The sequence below is a fragment of the Thiomicrospira sp. genome (genome assembly GCF_014859555.1).
In the GTDB taxonomy this organism is placed as follows: domain Bacteria; phylum Pseudomonadota; class Gammaproteobacteria; order Thiomicrospirales; family Thiomicrospiraceae; genus Thiomicrospira.
Genome location: NZ_JACUTY010000047.1, coordinates 1 through 16468 on the forward strand (window position 1 = coordinate 1; position 16468 = coordinate 16468).

17 protein-coding genes are annotated in these 16468 nt (G+C 47.2%); 5 read left to right on the forward strand and 12 right to left on the reverse strand.

The annotated features are described in order from the left end of the window. Positions 1 to 122 precede the first annotated feature (122 nt). The 8 genes from IBX48_RS07950 to rpoZ all read right to left on the reverse strand — a co-directional run bounded on the left by IBX48_RS07950 (position 123) and on the right by rpoZ (position 8009). Entirely contained in the window at positions 123 to 407 is a 285-nt protein-coding gene (locus IBX48_RS07950) for an addiction module antidote protein (RefSeq protein ID WP_296832858.1), read from the reverse strand. Beyond that, entirely contained in the window at positions 407 to 709 is a 303-nt protein-coding gene (locus IBX48_RS07955; protein ID WP_296832862.1) for a type II toxin-antitoxin system RelE/ParE family toxin, read from the reverse strand. The genes IBX48_RS07950 and IBX48_RS07955 overlap by 1 nt, the downstream gene beginning before the upstream one ends. 62 nt (positions 710 to 771) lie before the next feature. Beyond that, positions 772 to 2574, reverse strand: a complete 1803-nt coding sequence (gene recQ, locus IBX48_RS07960; RefSeq protein ID WP_296832865.1) for a DNA helicase RecQ — start codon at positions 2572 to 2574, stop codon at positions 772 to 774. Then, positions 2567 to 3085 (reverse strand): chorismate lyase, encoded by a 519-nt coding sequence (locus tag IBX48_RS07965; protein WP_296832868.1) that lies wholly within the window; start codon positions 3083 to 3085, stop codon positions 2567 to 2569. The genes recQ and IBX48_RS07965 overlap by 8 nt, the downstream gene beginning before the upstream one ends. Continuing rightward, positions 3078 to 5162, reverse strand: coding sequence for an ATP-dependent DNA helicase RecG (recG, locus tag IBX48_RS07970; RefSeq protein WP_296832870.1), 2085 nt, complete (start codon positions 5160 to 5162; stop codon positions 3078 to 3080). Before recG ends, IBX48_RS07965 begins: the two co-directional genes overlap by 8 nt. Positions 5163 to 5186: 24 nt before the next feature. Then, on the reverse strand, positions 5187 to 5573 hold the full coding sequence (locus tag IBX48_RS07975; protein ID WP_296832873.1) for a RidA family protein: 387 nt from the start codon (positions 5571 to 5573) through the stop codon (positions 5187 to 5189). 54 nt (positions 5574 to 5627) lie between these two features. Further along, positions 5628 to 7769 carry a bifunctional (p)ppGpp synthetase/guanosine-3',5'-bis(diphosphate) 3'-pyrophosphohydrolase gene (locus IBX48_RS07980; protein ID WP_296832876.1) on the reverse strand — a complete coding sequence of 714 codons (2142 nt, stop codon included), beginning with the start codon at positions 7767 to 7769 and terminating at the stop codon, positions 5628 to 5630. A 15-nt stretch (positions 7770 to 7784) separates the two neighbouring features. Beyond that, positions 7785 to 8009 carry a DNA-directed RNA polymerase subunit omega gene (gene rpoZ, locus IBX48_RS07985; RefSeq protein WP_296832878.1) on the reverse strand — a complete coding sequence of 75 codons (225 nt, stop codon included), beginning with the start codon at positions 8007 to 8009 and terminating at the stop codon, positions 7785 to 7787. 167 nt (positions 8010 to 8176) lie between these two features. Between rpoZ and IBX48_RS07990 the strand changes: the two genes are divergently transcribed. Then, the gene (locus tag IBX48_RS07990) at positions 8177 to 9052 is read left to right on the forward strand and encodes a mechanosensitive ion channel domain-containing protein (protein WP_296832881.1); all 876 of its coding nucleotides are present in this window, start codon (positions 8177 to 8179) and stop codon (positions 9050 to 9052) included. A gap of 94 nt (positions 9053 to 9146) precedes the next feature. On the opposite strand, the gene IBX48_RS07995 is transcribed toward IBX48_RS07990, so the two are convergent. Both IBX48_RS07995 and IBX48_RS08000 read right to left on the reverse strand, forming a co-directional pair. Then, positions 9147 to 9386 (reverse strand): VF530 family protein, encoded by a 240-nt coding sequence (locus tag IBX48_RS07995; protein WP_296832884.1) that lies wholly within the window; start codon positions 9384 to 9386, stop codon positions 9147 to 9149. Beyond that, the gene (locus tag IBX48_RS08000; protein ID WP_296832887.1) at positions 9383 to 9937 is read right to left on the reverse strand and encodes a YaeQ family protein; all 555 of its coding nucleotides are present in this window, start codon (positions 9935 to 9937) and stop codon (positions 9383 to 9385) included. The genes IBX48_RS07995 and IBX48_RS08000 overlap by 4 nt, the downstream gene beginning before the upstream one ends. A gap of 145 nt (positions 9938 to 10082) precedes the next feature. Between IBX48_RS08000 and IBX48_RS08005 the strand changes: the two genes are divergently transcribed. Continuing rightward, positions 10083 to 10613 carry a gamma carbonic anhydrase family protein gene (locus IBX48_RS08005; RefSeq protein ID WP_296832892.1) on the forward strand — a complete coding sequence of 177 codons (531 nt, stop codon included), beginning with the start codon at positions 10083 to 10085 and terminating at the stop codon, positions 10611 to 10613. A 159-nt stretch (positions 10614 to 10772) separates the two neighbouring features. On the opposite strand, the gene aroE is transcribed toward IBX48_RS08005, so the two are convergent. Next, on the reverse strand, positions 10773 to 11630 hold the full coding sequence (gene aroE, locus IBX48_RS08010; RefSeq protein WP_296832895.1) for a shikimate dehydrogenase: 858 nt from the start codon (positions 11628 to 11630) through the stop codon (positions 10773 to 10775). After that, positions 11627 to 12637, reverse strand: a complete 1011-nt coding sequence (gene hemB, locus IBX48_RS08015) for a porphobilinogen synthase (protein ID WP_296832898.1) — start codon at positions 12635 to 12637, stop codon at positions 11627 to 11629. Before hemB ends, aroE begins: the two co-directional genes overlap by 4 nt. Positions 12638 to 13022: 385 nt before the next feature. On the opposite strand from hemB, the gene soxC reads away from it, so the two are divergent. The 3 genes from soxC to IBX48_RS08030 form a co-directional block, all read left to right on the forward strand. Further along, entirely contained in the window at positions 13023 to 14381 is a 1359-nt protein-coding gene (gene soxC, locus IBX48_RS08020) for a sulfite dehydrogenase (RefSeq protein ID WP_296832901.1), read from the forward strand. Then, on the forward strand, positions 14368 to 15399 hold the full coding sequence (locus IBX48_RS08025) for a hypothetical protein (RefSeq protein WP_296832907.1): 1032 nt from the start codon (positions 14368 to 14370) through the stop codon (positions 15397 to 15399). The genes soxC and IBX48_RS08025 overlap by 14 nt, the downstream gene beginning before the upstream one ends. Positions 15400 to 15550: 151 nt before the next feature. After that, on the forward strand, positions 15551 to 16468 hold a 918-nt coding region (locus IBX48_RS08030), incomplete at its 3' end, for a homoserine kinase (RefSeq protein ID WP_296832904.1).

A 16468-nucleotide genomic window follows, 5' to 3' on the forward strand; every position in this document is an offset into this window, starting at 1 on the left:
AAGGGTAACGTCCCCTTTTTACCCTAACGAACGAATCGCCCATAAAACAAATACGTGTGTCGGGCGGGAGATGTGTTTATAATTTAAAACCAAGTAAAAATCTTGGTAAGTAAGACTGGCTCTTAGGCGACTTCAACCGCCATTTTAAAACCTAAGGCATGTAACAGCTTATCCAGTGTTTCAAACTTGGGCTTGGTTTCGCCGTTTAGTACGCGATATAAATGTTGACGGTTTAAACCACTTAATTGCGCTGTTTCTGTCATCCCTTTTTGCTGAACTAATAGACGCAAGCCATCCAGCAAACCATTAATGCCGCCTTCTTCTAAAAAAGCGGATAAATACATGGCCATGTCCTCTTTTGTGTCAACGTCTTGTGCAAACTTAAATTCGTTTAATTGCAAAGTCATTATGATCCCTCCAATTGACTAAATAAGGCCGCAGCCTGTTCAATATCATTCTTTTGGCTAGATTTATCACCACCGTTCAGTAATAAAATGATTTCTTCTCCGCGAAGTGCGTAGTAAATCCGTAACCCACCGCCAAAGAAAAAACGCAACTCACCGATTTCTGAATCAATCAATTTGTGGTCACCAAAGTGTCCAGTGGAAACTTGGCTCAATTTCGCTTCGATGCGAAAGCGGGTACGCTTGTCTTTTATAGATTTAAACCACTTATCAAATTTATGGGTGGTGAGTAATTTATATTTCATACTCACATTGTAACAAGTAAGCGACAAAATTGCTACGCCTTAACAAACCACCAGGCCTGGTGCTATTGGGCGCGGATTCTGGTTAGGAAGACTTCGCCATAACGTTCTAATTTGGCTTGGCCTACGCCGCTGACTTCTAAAAACTCGTCTTCGGTTTGTGGGCGTTTTTGTGCCATGTCTAACAAACTAATATCACCAAATACCACATAAGCCGGTACATTTTGTTGGTCGGCGAGTTGTTTGCGCAGGTCGCGTAGGTCTTCAAATAGTTGTTGGTCGGCGGGGTTAAGTGCGTTGGCGCGGTCGTTTTTGGCGCGTTTAGCGGGCGCTTCTTTTTTGGGCATCGCAAGTTGAATGGGTTGCTGACCTTTTAACAGCGAGCCGGACAGCTCGGTGAGTTTGAGCACCGAGTAATGTTGCAAGTCTTGAAACAGATAACCCAGGTGAATCAGTTGGCGAATAATGCTGTTCCATTGGTGTGAGCTTAAGTCTTTGCCTATGCCGTAGGTGCTGAGTTGGTCGTGCTGGAATTGTCGAATGCGTTCGTTGTCGAGCCCGCGTAATACGTCGATCACGTGTTTAACGCCAAAACCTTGGTTAAGGCGGTACACGCAAGACAGTGCTTTTTGTGCGGCTTCGGTGGCGTCAAATAACTCGGGCGGGTTTAAACACACATCGCAATTGCCGCAGGGTTGGGTGTTGGATTCGCCAAAGTAGTTAAGCAATACATTACGCCGACAGGTTTGGGCTTCGGCAAAACTCACCATGCTATTGAGCTTGAAGGTTTCTAAGCGGCGTTGGTCTTCGTTATTGACGTTTTCGACAAACTGGCGTGCGGTGCTGACATCTTGCATGCCGAATAAAAGTAGGGCTTGAGACGGCAAACCATCACGCCCAGCGCGGCCGGTTTCTTGGTAATAACCTTCGATATTTTTAGGCACATCATAATGCACCACAAACCGCACGTTGGGTTTGTCGATGCCCATACCAAACGCGACCGTCGCGACCACGATATCGACTTGATCGTGCAGAAAGTCATGATGCACTTGATGGCGAGTTTGTGCGTTTAAACCAGCATGATATGCGCCCACCGAAAAACCTTCGGCGGCGAGTTTGTTGGCGATGTCGTCAACGCGCTTGCGGCTTAAAGCGTAGATAATGCCGGCTTCGCCAGTTTGTTGTTTTAGAAAGCGCAACAGTTGGTTAAAAGGCTGCTGTTTTTCCATTACGTTGTAGCGAATGTTAGGGCGATCAAAACTGCCTAGATGAATTTTGGGGTCGTGAAATTGAAGCTGCTGCAGTATGTCGGCTTGAGTCGTTTGGTCGGCGGTGGCGGTTAAAGCGATAAACGGCACATTCGTAAAACGTTGGCGTAATGAGCCGATTTGACTGTATTCCGGCCTAAATTGGTGACCCCATTGGGATACGCAATGAGCTTCGTCTATCGCAAATAACGCAATCGGTATGCGTTGCAGTTGGGCTAAAAATCCGTCCATTAATAAACGTTCGGGCGAGACATACAGTAATTCGAGTTCGCCATTGTGGAGCTGTCGAATCACTTGTTCAGACGTTTCCTGGTCTTGGCTGGAATTAAGCATTTGCGCGGCGACGCCATTGGCTTGCAAGGCGGCGACCTGGTCTTGCATGAGTGCGATTAAAGGCGAAACCACAATCGCGGTGCCGGAGCGCAAAAACGCTGGTACTTGGTAACACAAGGATTTGCCGCCACCGGTGGGCATCAGCACAAAGTTGTCGCGGCCTTCGACTAGGTCACAAATAATGTCGAGTTGTTGGGGGCGAAATTGGCGATAGCCAAATACCCGCTTGAGCACTTCAAGCGCTTGATTTTCGATGGATTCACGCATAAGTTGGCCAGTTTACAAAGACTTCGGTCAGCAGTAAAGGCGCGCGATCTTGTTGAAAGCTGCAACGGCGCGCGAGTTTTTGCGACGCGTTGATTTGTGGCCAGTCGGCTTGGCAGAATTCAAATTCACTGCGGTTGAGGTCGGTTCGGCTAAATAGGATTTCGCCCAGCGGTTGATCGCCAAGTTGCTTTAACGACCACCAGGGGTTTTGTTGATCGAAATGTGGGATCACGCTGCGCGCGTAAATAACAGGTTGGTTTTGGCAAGTTAAACAAACCGTGCGCAACCAGGCCTGGTGGTGGGGCGTCAGGTTTAAACGCAAGGCTTCGTCGAGCAAAGGGGTGGCATAACCTTCGAAAATGAGTTCGACCCGAAAATCGTCACAGCGTGCACGCAGTTTTTGCGTGAGCGAGGTTTTATCTAACAACCAGGCCTGGTGGTGAGTTTCGCGGGTTAAGCGTTGGATAAAATTCGAGGTTATCCAGTGTTTAGGTAAGCGTGGATTAGGCATGTTTGTATTCTACTTTGGTTCCGATCCAGCGTTGTTGTAATAAGTCGATGCGTTCGGGCTGACTAGCCGCCAAACGTAATAAGTCGTGCGCGGCGGTTTGCGCCGGTTCTATCCAGGCCTGGTCGCGCTGAATATCGGCAATGCGTAATTGCAGCCCACCGGTTTGGCGTGTGCCCAACACTTCGCCTGGGCCACGAATGCGTAAGTCTTCTTCGGCGATTAAAAAGCCGTCGTTGGTTTCACGCATAATTTGTAATCGCGCTTTGGCGGTGGCTGAAAGCGGCGCTTGATAAAGCAAAACACAATGGCTTTTTTTCGCGCCCCGCCCCACCCGACCTCGTAATTGGTGAAGCTGCGCTAGCCCGAGACGTTCGGCATTTTCAATAATCATTAAGCTGGCATTGGGCACGTTAACGCCGACTTCGATTACGGTGGTGGCGACCAATAAGTCCAGATGATGTTCGCTAAACTGCTGCATGATGCTTTGTTTTTCGGCGCTTTTTAAACGCCCGTGAATCAAGCCAACCCGCATATTCGGCCAGAGTTGTTTGAATTCATCATAGGTGGTTTGTGCGGCTTGCGCGTCTAGAGCTTCGGATTCATCAATGAGCGGACAAACCCAATAGGCTTGCACGCCTTGTTGGCATTGATGATACAGGTGCGCCATAACTTCCTGGCGTTTGTGGTTATTGAGTACCGCAGTATCAATTGGCTGGCGACCGGGCGGCAGTTCGTCAATCACCGAAATATCCAAATCCCCATAAGCGGTCATCGCAAGGGTGCGCGGAATTGGCGTGGCGGTCATGGTGAGCTGGTGCGGCGCAAAGTTTTTGGTGTGGCTTTGGGCTTTTTGATTCAGCGACAAACGTTGATGCACCCCAAAGCGATGTTGCTCATCAATAATCACCAAACCCAGCTGATTAAATTGCACCGACTCTTGAAACAGGGCGTGGGTTCCGACTGCGATTTTGGCCTGACCTAAACTGATTTTTTCCAGCATATCGCGTTTTTCAGCGGTTTTTAAGCGTCCGTTTAACCAGGCGACTTCGATGCCTAGCGGTTCTAACCATTCGCAAAAATGGTTGCGGTGTTGTTCGGCCAGAATTTCAGTGGGGGCCATAATCGCGACTTGATAACCGGCATCGGCGGCTTGCAACGCGGCTAAAGCGGCGACAATGGTTTTGCCCGAACCTACGTCACCTTGAATTAAACGTTGCATCGGGTGATCGAGACTTAAATCCTGCTGAATCTGTTGCCAAACCCGTTGTTGCGCGCCGGTTAGCGTAAAAGGTAACTGAGCCAATAAACGCTGAGCGCTTGGGCTGTCGCCAAACTGCGGTGCGTAACGGCGTTGCTGTTGTTGACGCATTAAAAACAGACTGACTTGTTGGGTCACCAGTTCTTCTACAATTAAACGCTGTTGCGCCGGGTGTTCAAAACGTTTGATTTGCCCCAAGTCGTCATCCGGTTGCGGTTGATGCAGGGTTAATAAGGCTTGATTGATGGCGGGTAGTCGCCGAGTTTTAAGCCAATCCAAATCTAAGCCTTCTGCGAGCGGATATTGTTTGAGCAGGGTAATGGCTTGTTTAATAAGTTTAACCAAACTCACTTGCCCTAGGCCTTCGGTCGTAGGATAAACCGGGGTTAAGGTGTCATCCAGCGCAGGCGGTGTATGCGCAAAAATTTGATATTGAGGATGCACCATTTCAAGACCATTCGGCCCAGAACGTAACTCACCAAATGCCCGCACAAATTCACCATGTTTAAATTGGCGCGCTTGGCTGGGATGAAAATGGAAAAACCGTAAACCTATCGAATGACCGCTGGCATCCCGTGCTTGCACCATTAAAGTGGGGCGACGACCGGGGGTTAGGCGTTGCGAGGTAATTTCTGCTTCGATTTGAATTTCTTGGCCAATTATCGCGTCGTCTAGCGAGGTGAGTTTGGTTTTGTCTTGATAACGTAATGGCAGGTGAAACAATAAATCCTGCACGACCCGCAAACCGAGTTTTTCGAGTTTCTCAGCTTGTTTGTCACCCACTCCTTTGAGGCTGGTGACATGCATTTGCTCTAGCATAATCGGGCCGTAAAACGCAGTAGATTAGTAATGCGACAGCGCCATAACGCCATCCATTTCAACATCGGTATCCTTCGGCAATTGCTTAACCGCGACCGCCGCACGTGCTGGATAAGGCTGTTGAAAATATTGCGCCATAATGTCGTTAACAGTGGCGAAATGCGCCATATCTGTCAAGAAAATATTTAACTTTGCAATATCTTGTAACGAACCACCTGCGGCTTCACACACCGCTGTTAGGTTTTTAAAAACCTGGTGAATACGCACGCTAATATCGCCTTCAGCCAATTGCATGGTTTCTGGAATTAACGCGATTTGACCGGATAAATACACGGTATCCCCCACGCGTACGGCTTGTGAATAAGTGCCGATAGCCGCGGGGGCATTGGTGGTTGAGATGATTTCACGCATAATCGTTTCCTTTAAATTGGAATATAAAACGGGTTAGCTTCTTGTCTGGTTCGACTAGGTAAACACTCGTTGAGCCTTATCAATAATCGGGATTCGGCGCAAGTGACGTAATAATTCGTCCAGGTGATCGCGGTTGCGCACCAATATGACAAAGTTCATCACGCTGTAGGTTTCGTCTTTATCTTCGGAGCGCACGCGTTCGATATCGGTTTTGGTATTGGCGATTTCAGAGGCGATTAAGGCCAAAGCGCCACGCTGATTTTTGGTTTCAATTTGGATTTCGACTGCGAACAGTTCTTCACTGTTTCGATCCCAATCGACATCCAGCCATTTATCTGGCTGGTTTTGGAAGTGTTTAACGTTTTTGCAGTCCTGGCGGTGAATTACCAGACCTTTACCGGTGGAGATAAAGCCAATAATTTCATCGCCTGGAATTGGATGGCAACATTGTGCGTAGTTAACCACCAGCCCTTCGGTGCCGGAAATCGCGAGCGGTTGATGTTGGCCTTTTTCGCTAACAATTTGGTCGTCTTTGCCTAGCAAGTTGTCGTGAATTTGTTTAGAAACTAAACCGGCCATGCGTTGACCTAAGCCAATTTCTTCTAATAACTGATCCCAGTTCTCTAAATTTAAATCTTGTACAAGTTTTTGGATGAGTTCTTCGCTAAGTCCCGAATAGGCCATGTTGTGAATACGCAAGGCTTTGGTTAGCAGGCGTTGCCCTAAGTCGGTAGCGGATTGGGAGTGCTGATTTTTTAGGAAATGACGAATTTGTGAACGCGCTTTAGCGGTGGTGACAAAGTTAAGCCAGGTTGGGTTAGGCTGGATTTCTTTGGATTTAATAATCTCAACGGTTTGGCCGCTTTCCAGCACACTACGCAGCGGCACGAGTTGGCGATCAATCCGACAGCCCACACAAGCATGCCCCAAGTTGGTATGCACCGCATAAGCAAAATCGACTGCGGTGGCGTTTTTCGGCAGGGTGATAATTTGGCCCTGCGGGGTAAACACGTAAATCACATCGGGGAACAGGTCGATTTTGACGTTTTCTAAAAAGTCGAGTGAGTTACCGGCACTTTGCTGAATTTCCAATAAGTTTCGCACCCACTCTTGTGCACGCACATCGACGGGTGACGGATTGGATTCGTTGGCATTGGCTTCTTTGTAATGCCAGTGTGCCGCAATGCCGTGTTCCGACACCTTGTGCATCACTTCGCTGCGGATTTGGACTTCAATATGTACGCCATAAGGTCCAAATAACAAGGTATGCAGCGATTGATAACCGTTGGGTTTAGGGATCGCGATATAGTCTTTAAACTTGCCAGGTAAAGGTTTATATAAAGAATGCACCAGGCCTAAAGCGCGATAACAGTCGTCAACACTTTCGACAAGCACGCGGAAAGCGAAAATATCCAATACTTCTTCAAATGACAGACGTTTTTTCTGCATTTTTTTATACAGACTGAATAGATGTTTTTCACGGCCGATCACGTCGGCTTTAAAACCTTCTTGTTTCAAGCGTGTTTGCAAAGCCTCGCTGATTTGCTCGACCACTTCTTTACGATTACCACGCGCTTTTTTAACCGCTTTCTCAAGCGCCGCATAACGTAATGGATACATGGCTCTAAAACCTAGGTCTTCGAGTTCAATACGGAAGGAGTTAATGCCGAGCCTGGCCGCGATCGGGGCGTAAATGTCGAGGGTTTCGCGTGCAATTCGGCGCTGTTTTTCCGGGCGCATCACGCCGAGGGTTCGCATATTGTGTAAGCGATCGGCAAGTTTGATCAAAATAACGCGGATGTCGCGCGACATCGCCAGCATCATTTTACGGAAGTTTTCGGCTTGGGCTTCTTGCGGTGTATTGAAAGCGAGTTTGCCGAGTTTGGTGACGCCATCAATCATGTCGGCGACACGTTCGCCAAAGCGGTCAACAATGTCTTGTTTGGTATAAGGGGTATCTTCGATAACATCGTGCAGAATAGCGGCGATCAAGCTTTCGTGATCGAGTTGGATTTCAGCAAGAATTTCGGCCACCGCGACCGGGTGCCAAATATAAGCGCCACCCGCTTTGCGGGTTTGGCCAGCGTGCGCCAGTGCCCCAAACTCAAAAGCGGCTTGAATTTGTTGAATTTGCTCAGCGCTTAAGTAGCGTTGAGCTTTTTCAATTAAGCCATCTAATGAGCTAGGTGTGGGCATAGCGACACCTAAAACTTATTGAAAGAACGGCGGGGTATCTGGGTCAGCTAAAATAACTTGTGGGTCAACAAGCTGTTCGGCTAATTCACGCAAAGCCACAACAGTCGGCTTGTCATTTTCCCAAGCTAAAGTTGGTTCTGCACCATTTCCTAGTTGACGGGCGCGCTTAGAAGCGACCAGGACCAATTCAAAACGATTTTCAACATGCAATAAGCAATCTTCAACGGTTACGCGTGCCATGAGGCTACCTCTAAAATTAGTTCATTTTCAGAAAGCCAGAGCAGCTTTCCCAAAGAGTTTTAATCAGTAAAGCGCTATTCTACAATATTCGGCGCATTATAAATAGTAGCGTTAAACATCAAGCACTTGTTAGAATGCAATTTTAGATCAACAGCAAAGAGAGCATCATGTTTGAAAACGTAATGAGTAAGTTTGATTTGGTTGCGTTCATGCACACTTATTTAATCCCGTGGGGTATTAATATTGCAATTGCATTGGTGATCTTTTTTGTGGGTCGCATTGTCATTAGTATGCTTCATAAAGTATTGGGCAAGCTGATGACACGGCTCCACGTTAAACTGATTTTAGTTGAGTTTACTCAGCAGGTGGTGCGTGCTTTGTTGTTTGTGATGCTGATTATCGCGGTGTTAAGTCAAGTTGGCTTTGATACCACCTCTTTAGTGGCTGTGTTGGCGGCGGGCAGTTTGGCGGTCGGTTTGGCGTTAAAAGATTCATTACAGAATTTCGCTGCCGGCGTAATGTTGATTGTTTTGCAACCTTTTAAAGAAAATGACTTTGTTGAAGTCGCCGGTCATATGGGGATGGTTGAAAAAGTGATGTTATTTAGCACTTTGTTACGCACCACCGACAACCGCGAAATCACGATTCCAAACGGCCAGATTTATGCCACGCCCTTAATTAACTATTCAGCACGTGATACACGCCGATTAGATTTGATTTTTGGCATTGATTACAGCAGCGATTTACGCAAAGCTAAACAAATTCTGCAAGAGATTTTGGCGGCAGATGAGCGTGTTTTAAAAGAACCGGAATCCTTAGTAGTGGTATCAGAACTCGCGAATAGCAGCGTGAACTTTACGGTGCGTGCCTGGGTGAATACCAGTGAATATTGGCCACTAAGGTTTGATTTAATTGAGCGCGTGAAGTTGGCATTTGATGATCAGGGTATTGAAATCCCATTCCCACAAATGTCGCTGCATTTTCAGCAAGATATCGCCGAGTTTATGGCGGCCAAGTCAGGATCAAAAGACGTGGTAGTTTAGATAGACTGAATGAGCACCAGGCCTGGTTTTCATGGTTTTAAGCCGATGCTTGAGTTAATCAAGCATCGGCTTTTTGGTTTTTCAGTGCGAAAGATTACAGTTCGGTCTGAAAGTTCGGTTTGTCGAGCGAATCAATATAAAGCTGCTCGACTTGCGAACGCGCCCAAGGGGTTTTGCGCAAAAAATTGAGACTGGATTTAACCGAAGGATCATTGTTGAAACACTTAATATCAATCAGGTTGCCCAGGCCAATCCAGCCATAATAATCGACTAACCGTAAAATGATTTGTTCGAGAGTGACGCCGTGTAAAGGGTTGTTTGCTTGTGTGTTCATGTGTTCTGCTCTTGAAGTCTTGACCAGTGAAGTTCGCAGTCACCCAGCTCGGCGGCAATATAGGCGGAATCGCCGCTTAGGCTGATGGAAAACGCCATATTACGTTGCGCCAGCTTGGCGAGGGATTGAATTTGTGACCAGTCAAATTGAATAATATCGACCTTGAGTGGCTTAAGTTTGGCTTGGTTTTGCGACCACCAAACATCCGATTTGGAGTTGAAGCTATAGACCTTAGTGACTCGCGCTAAACGACTGGCTTTTTTGATGCGCTCAAGACTTGGTTCGCCCAGGTCAATCCACAACATGAGTTGGTCGTCGAGGGTTTTGGCCCAAAGATCCGGCTCATCGACCGCGCTTAAGCCTTTGGTAAATTCGAGTTTTGTATTTTGATCCGCTTCAATGTTTAGACAATAAACCAGTACACGCGTCATCATGCGTTCAATATTTTCTGACGGATGTTGCGCCACTGTGAGGTTGAGCGTTTGGTAAAGGTGGCGGTTCATGTCAGAAAGCGAAATGCTAAATTTATAGATGGTTGGTTTTAATGCCACGCTGGGTTCCCGATCTGTTTGCTAATGCGGCCTAGTATAACAAACCGCGTTTTGTAAGGTAGCGCTATGCGGCTTGTTTTTAAATTGCCTTGCGCTCACTTATAATGCTAAATGAATCTAAATTAAGACAGGCTAGGGAGCAAATATGGCGATAAGAAAATACAAAGGCATCACACCAAACATGGCGAGTTCGGCCTGGGTTGACCCTTCAGCGCAAGTAATTGGACGTTGTGAGTTGGCGGAGGATGTTGGAATTTGGCCTTGTGCCGTGCTTCGCGGGGATGTGAATGATATTAAAATCGGCGCCCGTTCAAATATTCAAGACGGCGCAGTGGTGCATACTACACATGAATCGGAACGCAGCAAGGGCTCGAAAACCATTGTGGGTTGCGATGTGACGGTGGGTCATAACGCGGTATTGCACGGTTGCATTGTTGAAGACGAATGCCTGATTGGTATGGGCGCGGTAGTGCTGGATAATGCCGTGGTGCAAAAGCATGTATTGGTGGGGGCGAACAGTTTAGTGCCGCCAGGTAAGGTGTTAGAAAGTGGTTATTTGTATGTCGGTTCGCCGGTAAAACAAGCCCGCCCGCTTACGGATGAAGAGAAGGCGTTTTTTAAATATTCCGCCGCGCATTACGTCAAACTCAAAAACGACTTTGCGGCTGAAGATTGATTCTAAACACGAAGGTTTTTAAGCCCTCTCCCTCAGGGAGAGGGTTGGGGTGAGGGTGAAATCGTGCGTTTAAAAACAGCTCTCCCGCCCCCTAACCCCCTCCCGCTGGGAGGGGGAACTGGAAAATCTTCGTGTCCTTTGTGGTAAAAAACCACTAAATCATGCCTGTTGGATAATGCGGCGGACTTCTTCGATTACGGGTTTGGTTTTGGGGTGAACGCCGCGCCATAGGTAAAAGGCTTCAGCCGCTTGACCAACCAGCATGCCTAAGCCATCCATACGTTGACAGGTCGGTTGGTGTTGTTGCGCCCAGTTTAAAAACACGGTGGGTTGTGCGCCATACATCATGTCGTAAACCAGACTTTGTGGGCCGATCACTTTTTCGCTGACTGGCGGCAGTTTGCCTTCTAAGCTGGCTGAGGTGCCATTAATAATAATGTCGAAAGGCTGAGCCGGGATATCCTCCCAGCCGCTGCCGTGAATCGGCACCTCGGTGTCAAAACGCTGACCTAAAACTTCAGCGCGTTTGGCGGTTCGATTGGCGATATGCACCAGGCCTGGTTGTTTGTCTAATAAGGGTTTTAAAATGCCCTGTACCGCACCGCCCGCACCAATAATTAATACACGTTTACCTTTAAACGGACGCATCCCATTTATTTCGATATCGTTTACCAGGCCAATACCGTCGGTATTGTCGCCATAGACGCTACCGTCTTCTCGGAACACATAGGTATTGACCGCTTGCGCGAGTTGCGCGCGCTCGCTGAGTTCGTCAGCCTGTTCAAAGGCATCCAGTTTATAAGGCACGGTAATATTAATGCCTTTGTAACCATGGGCTTTCAGATAATCGATTTCGCGCGCAAAATGGGTTTCTTCGGAGTCGATACGCATCGCTTCATAAGTAATAATTTGCTGGGTTTGTTCAGCAAACAAGCGATGAATTAAGGGTGATTTGGAATGCGCGATCGGATCGCCGACGACCGCGTAATGGTCAATCACCGCTTCAGTCGAGCTCATACCTTACCTTCTGCGTGCAACCACTGCGCGACTTGCTTGGCATAATAAGTCAAAATGCCATCCGCACCGGCGCGTTTAAAACAAAGTAAGGTTTCCATTGCGACTTTGCGCTCATCCAGCCAGCCGTTTTGTGCCGCCGCTTTTAACATCGCGTATTCACCGCTCACATGGTAAGCGTAGGTTGGCACTTTAAATTCGGTTTTAATGCGGTATACAATATCAAGATAAGGCAAACCGGGTTTAACCATCACCATGTCAGCACCTTCGTTAATATCCAACGCAACTTCATGTAGCGCTTCATTCGAATTGGCCGGGTCCATTTGATAGTTGGCTTTATCGCTTTTGCCTAAATTGGCGGATGATCCAACCGCATCGCGAAAAGGCCCGTAATAGCTAGAGGCGTATTTGGCTGAGTAAGCCATGATACGGGTGTTGACGTGACCATTTTCTTCTAACAAATCACGGATTTCGATAATGCGACCATCCATCATGTCGGATGGACCAATCACGTCTGCCCCCGCTTCGGCGTGGGATAAGGCTTGTTTCATTAGTACATCAATGGTGTCGTCGTTGAGCACATAACCCTTGTCATCAATAATGCCGTCTTGGCCGTGAGTGGTAAATGGGTCAAGTGCTACATCGGTCATAATGCCTAGCTCAGGGCAAGCCGCTTTGACGGCGCGTACCGCACGTTGCGCTAAACCTTCCGGATTATAAGCTTCAGCCGCGTTTAAGGTTTTGCCGTCTTGAGGCACAACCGGGAAAATCGCGATCATCGGAATGCCCAGTTTGATCAGCTCGTGAGCTTCGTTTACCAATAAATCAATGGTTAAACGTTCGACACCCGGCATGGATGGCACGGATTCACGCTGATCGAAACCTTCTATGACAAACATGGGGTAAATTAGATCGGCGGTGGTGAGTTGATTTTCGCGCATTAAACGACGTGAAAAATCATCAGCACGCATTCGACGCATACGAGTAATTGGAAATTGACGATCAATCATGGAAAACTCCGCTTGAAAATTTTAGTTAATCATACGCGCGTGTGATCAAAAAATAAACCTACGAACACGCCTAGTCTCAATAGCTTAAAAGGCTGCTGGGGTTAAATCGGGCATTGACCAATAGAAATATAATTGCACCCCATAAAAAATTTATATAAGTAAAAGCTAATTTTACTAATGTTTTAGCTTGAAGTTAATGAGCTTAAAGGTTTATTATAATCGGCCAGCAATGTGAGTATGAGTTGAAAATTGCCGCCAGTTAATGGGTTTAAATACTGATTAAAAGGCGTCTTTGACACTTTTACTGGCGATTGGATAAAAAAACTAGTAACTCTTGAATCTGTGGTGTTGTTACACGTTAAGGATGCCAATCAAGGAGCATAAAATGACAGATAAAATAGTAGAAAAGGTTGCGATTCAAACTGAAGAATCTCGCAACCAAGGCCGTCGCGCGTTCCTTAAGGGCGGTGCAGCGGTAGCGGGTGGTGTAATGTTTACTCAAGCCGCTTCAGCCTCATCAAACCTTAAGTTTGATGCTCAAAAAGCGGTCGCACCTTATGCCGGTCGTGAAGAAATCACCGATGTACTTGAAGACCAAATGGCTCGTAAGATGCTAGGTTGGGGTGTACGTCAGTACCCATATGGTATGCCGTCACCTTTCGAAAAAGAAGTTCAGCGTCGTACGTTAGAGTGGCTAACGCCTGACTCTATGGCCTCGATCACCATGACTCCGTTGCAAAGTTTGCACGGTATGATCACGCCAAACGGTCTTCACTTCGAACGTTACCACGGTGGTGGTATCAACATTAACCCTGATGAGCACCGTTTGGTTATTCACGGTTTGGTTGAACGTCCTTTGATCTTCACTATGGACGACCTAAAACGTTTCCCATCTGAATCACGTGTTTTGTTCGCAGAGTGTCCAGCTAACGGCGCAATGGAGTGGAAAGGTGTTCAGTTGAACTCAGTACAGTGGACTCACGGTATGATGTCTTGTGTTGAGTGGACAGGTGTTCGTCTATCTACCCTATTGAAAGAAGCCGGTATCAAGCCAGAAGGTAAATGGTTGATCCCTGAAGGTGCCGATGCATCAGGTATGGCTCGTTCAGTACCAATCGATCTAGCAATGGACGATTGTATGGTTGCTTATGCTCAAAACGGCGAAGCACTTCGCCCAGAAAACGGTTATCCAATCCGTTTAGTTGTACCAGGTTGTGAAGCGAACATGTGGGTTAAACACTTACGTCGTATTCAAGTTTCTAACGTGCCTTTACAGCAACGTGAAGAAACCTCTAAGTACACTGAGTTAATGCCTGACGGTACAGTGCAGAACATGTCTTGGTACATGGAAGCCAACTCGGTAATCACCTACCCATCTCCAGACTTTAAAATGCAAGAACCAGGTCGTTATGTGGCGAAAGGGATTGCTTGGTCAGGTCGCGGTAAAGTGGATCACGTAGACATTTCGTTTGACGGTGGCCGTAACTGGCACGAAGCAAAATTAACTTCAGCGGTATTGCCAAAAGCTTGGACTCGTTTTGAACTTGAGTTCGATTGGGACGGCAGTGAGTTGTTGATGATGAGCCGTACAACGGATGAGACCGGTTATGTACAGCCAAATATGCCACAAATGCGTGAAATCGAAGGGACAAACAATGTTTACCACCGTACCGCGATGGTAACTTGGAAAATCCACGCGCACAACAGTGAATTCGGAGGCATGATTGAAAATGTTCAATTCTAAGAAAACGCTAATTGCATCGGCTGTAACGGGTGCTATGATCGCTTCAGGCATGGCTTTTGCAATGTCTGGCAAGCCATCTGACGATTGGAAAAAAATAATCGAAGCTAACGACGGTAAATACCTCGATGGCGCGGTTGTTAAAGCTATTTTAGGTGATGATGACCGTGCACGTTTAGTGGCGAAGTTTGATCCAAGTAACCCTTACTCGTTTGAAGTAGATGACGCAATTGATGGTGGTCCGCACGGCAACATGCAGTGTAAAGTACCGGAAGCCTTTATTGATGTTCATGCTAGCGCAAACGAAAACTACTATTCTGACGCTAAGTTCACCGCATATGGTTACGGTACACCGATTGCTGAAACGGCTATGGCTAAGTGGAGCATCCACGTAGACGCCGACGGTAACGGTTTACCATCATTAGATGTGGGTATGGACGTGCTTAAGGGTGGCGATATGTACATCCAGTTCTGTGCGGTTTGCCACGGTGAGTTCGGTGAAGGCGCGAAAGGCTACCTACCACTTTCAGAAGGTAACCAATTACCGTTAGCAACGTCTGATGTTAACGATCCATCTCCAATTAAGACTGTCGGTAACTACTGGCCTTATGCAACGACCTTGTTTGACTACAACCGTCGTGCGATGCCTTTCTGGACGCCTAATATGCCGGCCATCGGCGAAGCTGGTTACATGGGTATTACCGGTTATATTCTGCAAATGAACGCTGTTCCACTCGATGATGAAGGGACTCAGATCGAGGACGATACGTTCTTTAATGCAGAAGTATTGTTGAAAGCAAACAAGTACATGCGCAATGCAGGTAACTTCTTCTGTGATCACCGTCCGGTTATCGCAAACGAACGTTGCATGAAAGATTGCCCTGACTACATGGTTGGTGATGGTACAGGTGATACATCTAACTACCGTACAGCGGGTCGTCTTCCAGACGGTACGCCACAATACAACATTGGTCAACGTATTGGTGTAGACGCTCCTGGCGTTGGTCACCACGGCTTCTAAGTTGTATTAATCAACCTACCGCCTCTCTAGCACTAAAGCCCGCTTTTTAGCGGGCTTTTTTATTTGCCGCCGCAAAGTTTCAATCGGCCTTCTTAACCCCCCGCCTTGTGGTAAAATCAGCCCAACTTTTTAAACGTTGGAATCGATTTTTATGTCTGTTTACACCCTAATAGACTCGGCTGACTTGAGCGGTTTTCTGCAAGACTATGATTTGGGAGAGTTGGTGCATTTCGAAGGCATCAGCGCAGGCATTGAAAATACTAACTATTTTGTCGACACCACAAAAGGTCGATTTGTTTTAACCATTTTTGAGCATCACACACCGGAAGAACTGGGATATTTTCTAAATATTATGGCGTTTATGGCCGAACACCAAATCCCCACCGCGCACCCGATGGCCGATAAGCAAGGTCAGTATCTTAAAACCTTAGCCAATAAACCAGCGGCATTAGTCGAACGTTTGTCTGGGCGCACGCTAGAACAACCAGGCCTGGTGCATTGCGAAGTGATGGCGAATAACCTAGCCAAGTTCCACCAAGCGGGCAGCGAATTCGGTTTTTATCGGGCGAATGATCGCGGTTTGGATTGGGCTCGTAATTTGGTGTCCGAGATTCAGCACATGATGGAGCCAGCAGACCAAGTACTAGTCGGTAGTGAGTTAGCTTTTCAAGAATCGGTTGACTGGGCACATTTGCCGCAAAGTGTGATTCATGCCGATTTATTCACCGATAACGCGATGTTTGATGGTGAACGTTTAACCGGCATTATTGATTTGTATTATGCCTGTCACGGCGCGTGTTTGTACGATTTAGCGGTGATGGTGAATGATTGGTGTCGCAAACCAGACCACAGTTTGGATGAGACTAAGCTGCAGGCTAGTTTGCAAGCCTATCAGTTGGAGCGACAACTAACGGCGGGTGAGCACCAGGCCTGGTCGGCGGCGTTGCGTATGGCGGCGTTGCGATTTTGGTTGTCGCGTTTAAAAGATCAACTGATCCCGCGTGAAGGCGAAATTACCATGATCAAAGACCCACAAGTATTTAAAGCGCTATTAATTTGGCATCGTAAA

Excerpts from the sequence above, each read along its gene's own strand:
- aroE (WP_296832895.1), bottom strand. The coding sequence starts at position 11,630 with ATGAGCTCGACTGAAGCGGTGATTGACCATTACGCGGTCGTCGGCGAT.
- IBX48_RS07980 (WP_296832876.1), bottom strand. The coding sequence starts at position 7,769 with ATGCCCACACCTAGCTCATTAGATGGCTTAATTGAAAAAGCTCAACGC.
- IBX48_RS07955 (WP_296832862.1), bottom strand. The coding sequence starts at position 709 with ATGAAATATAAATTACTCACCACCCATAAATTTGATAAGTGGTTTAAA.
- soxC (WP_296832901.1), top strand. The coding sequence starts at position 13,023 with ATGACAGATAAAATAGTAGAAAAGGTTGCGATTCAAACTGAAGAATCT.
- recG (WP_296832870.1), bottom strand. The coding sequence starts at position 5,162 with ATGCTAGAGCAAATGCATGTCACCAGCCTCAAAGGAGTGGGTGACAAA.
- IBX48_RS07965 (WP_296832868.1), bottom strand. The coding sequence starts at position 3,085 with ATGCCTAATCCACGCTTACCTAAACACTGGATAACCTCGAATTTTATC.
- IBX48_RS07995 (WP_296832884.1), bottom strand. The coding sequence starts at position 9,386 with ATGAACACACAAGCAAACAACCCTTTACACGGCGTCACTCTCGAACAA.
- IBX48_RS08005 (WP_296832892.1), top strand. The coding sequence starts at position 10,083 with ATGGCGATAAGAAAATACAAAGGCATCACACCAAACATGGCGAGTTCG.
- IBX48_RS07950 (WP_296832858.1), bottom strand. The coding sequence starts at position 407 with ATGACTTTGCAATTAAACGAATTTAAGTTTGCACAAGACGTTGACACA.
- recQ (WP_296832865.1), bottom strand. The coding sequence starts at position 2,574 with ATGCGTGAATCCATCGAAAATCAAGCGCTTGAAGTGCTCAAGCGGGTA.
- IBX48_RS07990 (WP_296832881.1), top strand. The coding sequence starts at position 8,177 with ATGTTTGAAAACGTAATGAGTAAGTTTGATTTGGTTGCGTTCATGCAC.
- hemB (WP_296832898.1), bottom strand. The coding sequence starts at position 12,637 with ATGATTGATCGTCAATTTCCAATTACTCGTATGCGTCGAATGCGTGCT.
- IBX48_RS07975 (WP_296832873.1), bottom strand. The coding sequence starts at position 5,573 with ATGCGTGAAATCATCTCAACCACCAATGCCCCCGCGGCTATCGGCACT.
- IBX48_RS08025 (WP_296832907.1), top strand. The coding sequence starts at position 14,368 with ATGTTCAATTCTAAGAAAACGCTAATTGCATCGGCTGTAACGGGTGCT.
- rpoZ (WP_296832878.1), bottom strand. The coding sequence starts at position 8,009 with ATGGCACGCGTAACCGTTGAAGATTGCTTATTGCATGTTGAAAATCGT.